The sequence below is a fragment of the Pseudomonas sp. GM84 genome (assembly GCF_000282535.1).
In the GTDB taxonomy this organism is placed as follows: domain Bacteria; phylum Pseudomonadota; class Gammaproteobacteria; order Pseudomonadales; family Pseudomonadaceae; genus Aquipseudomonas.
Genome location: NZ_AKJC01000044.1, coordinates 1 through 3,499, shown reverse-complemented (window position 1 = coordinate 3,499; position 3,499 = coordinate 1). Strand labels below are relative to the sequence as shown.

Genomic DNA, 3,499 nt, shown 5'->3' with positions numbered 1-3,499 from the left:
GTCGCCAGCGCCAGCCACAGCAGGTCGTCCGAGCACCGGGTGCGAACCCCCCGCTGCAGGGGTGGGTGCCACCAGTGCTGCACATCGCCTTCCACATACTGGTGAGCGGCGCAGGCCAGCAGGTGCTGGCGCGCCGCTTGCGGGGCGGCGTGGAGCATGGCCATGCTGTCTTGCAACTGGTCGCGAAAACCGATGGCGCCACCGGACTGATAGAAGCCACTGCGCGCCCAGAACCTGCAGGCGATCACCTGGTACATCAACCAGCCGTTGGCCAGGACATCCAGGGACGGTTCAGGGGTTTCGATCTGCACGGTGTCGAGTGTCCGGCGCCAGTAGGCCTGGGCCTTGTCGAACTCCTCCATGGCGGCCTGCAGGCCGCGGTATTGCTGCACATAGCGGCTGGCGGCAGGGGCGTCCGGCGCAGCGCCAAGGAGGAACACCACTTCACGCTGTTCGCCGGGCTCCAGTTGCACGCTGACCTGCAGCGCTGCGCAGGGGTCCAGGCCGCCGCCCGTGCGCCCCGACAGCCGTGCCTGACGCAGCCCGGCCGGTGCCTGGTCAGTGCCGTTGTGGCCGATGAACTCGCTGCGATCGCAGGTGAAGCCCTGGCGCGGCAGGTCGCAATCGAGAAACGCCACCTGGGTGGAAAACTCCACCGCGTAGCTGTTGCGGGCAAACAGGGCGCCACTGACCGGGTCGATCTCGCTGACCACGTGCAGGGCGGTCTTGCCGCGCAGGTCGCCCAGCACCCACTCCGCGAAGCAGGTCACCGTCAACCGCCGTTTCCGTGCGCTGCGGTTGTGCAGTTTCAGCCGGCTGAACTTGACCGGGGCCTCCAGCGCCACATGCACCCAGAGCTCACTGCCAAGGTCGTGGTCGGCATACTCGAACACGCTGTAGCCAAAGCCATGCCGGGTGCGATAGCGGCCGGGGCCGGGGCAGGGCCGCGGGGTCGGCGACCAGTAGTGCCCGCTGTCCTCGTCGCGCAGGTAGAACGCTTCGCCACTGGGGTCGGCGACGGGGTCGTTGTGCCAGGGTGTCAGGCGGTACTCATGGGCGTTCTGGTACCAGGTGTAGGCGCTGCCGGCCTCCGACACCACGCTGCCGAACAGCGGGTTGGCGATGATGTTCACCCATGGCGCGGGTGGCGGCTTGCCGGGGATCAGGGGGATGACGTACTCGCGTCCGTCGGCGCTGAATCCGCCGTAGGGGTTGGCCAGCATCAGCGCCGGCTCGTCCATCGGCGGCTGGCGGGAGGGCGTGGGGCGGGTCTGGGCAGGATCTGCCAGGAGGGCCGGTGGCGCTGCCGGCTGACGGTGCCGACGCAATTGCTCGGCCAGCGTGCCATGGCTGTCGTTGAGCACCAGCCTGGCGACCGAAAGCGTGAGAATCCGGTCCTCTTCGGACAACTGCTGCGCCGGGCGCACGAATATGCCACCGGGGCGGTCGAGCAGGGTCGCCTCGCTGCCGGAGGCGACGATGCCCATGATCAGCTCCTGCAATTGCTGGCGGTAGCCGGCCTGGTCTTCGTTCCAGATCACCAGGTCGAGGGCCAGGCCCTTCTGGCGCCAGTAGGCATGGGCGAGCACCATCTGCTTGACCAGCTGGATGTTGGCCGGGTCGCCAATCTGTACCAGCACGATGGGCAGGTCCCCCGACAGTCCCTGGCCCCACAGGCCGGACTGATTGCGCCGGTTGCCGGCCAGCAGGGCAGCGCTGGCCCGCAGGCTGGCGTTGGGGTAGATCACCGAGGCAGCCATCTGCTCGAACAGCCGGGCATCGGCCAGCGAGCCGTTGAGCTGGCGCAACAGCACCTGGCTGTGCGGCCAGGCGAGGTCGAAGACCCGGTCGGCCAGGTGACGGTCGCGGTACTTGGCGACCAGTTGCAGGCAGGCATCGCGGCTGTTGGCCACACCGGTGACCAGGTCGACCGTTGCTGTCTGGCCCGGCAGCAGGGCGATGCGGCATCGGATCGCCACGATCGGGTCGAGCACCGCCCCCGCGCTGTCGGACAATGCCTTGCTGTCGGGATCCAGCGCCGCCGGGGCGCCGAGGGTGCGGCCGCGACCGATGAAACGGGCCCGATCGGTCTCATAGGACACTGCATCGATATCGGCACCGTGCACGGCCAGTACATGGCACATCCACGGCACGGCGTCCTGCAGCGCGCGGGGCCGCCGGGTGCAGAGGATGGCCTGCAGCGGGCGGATCAGTTCGGTCTGGATGAACAGCTTGCTGAAGGCCGGGTGCAGTGCGTCGCTCATGGCCGGCGCCAGCACGACCTCGGCATAGCTGGTCAGCTCCAGGGTGCGGGGCTCGTCGCCGTGGTTGGTCAGGTGCAGGCGACGGAGTTCGATGTCATCTTCGGGGGATACGGCAATTTCGGTATGGCAGTCGAAGTCGCGTTCGCGGATGCGGAACTCCGCCCGGCCGTCGCTGAAGATCGCCTCCTGGTGTTTGCTGCGGTGCCGGGTCGGCTGGTAGGTGCTGGACCAGCAGGCGCCGCTGGCGACATCGCGCAGGTAGCAGAAACTGCCCAGGTCGTCGCGGCTGGCGTCTTCGCGCCAGCGGGTGACCGCCATGTCGTTGCGCTGGCTGTAGCCACTGCCAACGTGGTTGACCATGACGTGATAGCGGCCATTGGAGAGCAGTTGCACAGCGGGATGGCGGCGGTTCGGCTCGCTGAACACGCGCAGCCGAGTCTCGCTGGCGGGCTCGGCGTCGTTCACGTTCGGGGCCTGAAGGGTGTGCAGGTACGGGGCGGCGGTTTTCGGCACCCGCTCCTGCAACAGCAACATGCTGGCCTGGAACTGCGGGTCCGAGGCGAAGCGCCGTTGCATGGGCTTGTTCAGCAGCAGGGCGGTCAGGGCGAGGAAGCTCATGCCCTGGTGGTGGGCCATGAAGGAGCGGATCACCACCGAGCTCTGCCCGGGTGGCAGCCGTGCTTCGCTGTAGTCCACGGCCTCGTACAAGCCGAAGCGGCCCGACAGCCCGAGCGTGGCCAGGCGCTGCAGGTTACGGCAGGCGGCCGTGGGCTCTACCATCAGGGCGAGGGCGCTAGCGTAAGGGGCCACCACACGCTCTTCACCCAGGCCGCGCTTGAGGCCCAGGCCCGGTACCCCGAATGCTCGGTACTGGTAGTTGAAATGTGCATCCATTGCGCTGTACGCCGACTCGGAGACGCCCCAGGGCAGCCCCAGCAGGTTGCCGTGCTCGATCTGTCGGTTGACGGCGGCCTGGCAGGTCTGGTCGAGCAGGGTCCCTTCATAGCTGGGCATCACCAGCAAGGGCATCAGGTATTCGAACATCGAACCGGACCAGGACAGCAGAACGGGGACACCGGCATTGCTGGTGAGGAGCCGGCCCAGGGCGAACCAGCTGTCCTGGGGGACCTGACCCTGGGCGATGACCACGAAGTTGGTCAGGCGCATCTCCGACGCCAGCAGGTCGTAGAACGCTGCGTCCAGGCGATGCTCGTCGGCGTTGTAGCCGATGGGGG

General features: G+C 67.8%; 1 protein-coding gene. It reads right to left on the bottom strand.

Going from position 1 to position 3,499, the window contains the following annotated elements:
• Positions 1-3,499 (bottom strand): GH36-type glycosyl hydrolase domain-containing protein (locus PMI38_RS03305; protein ID WP_008090624.1); only part of this gene is annotated, 3,499 nt, incomplete at both ends.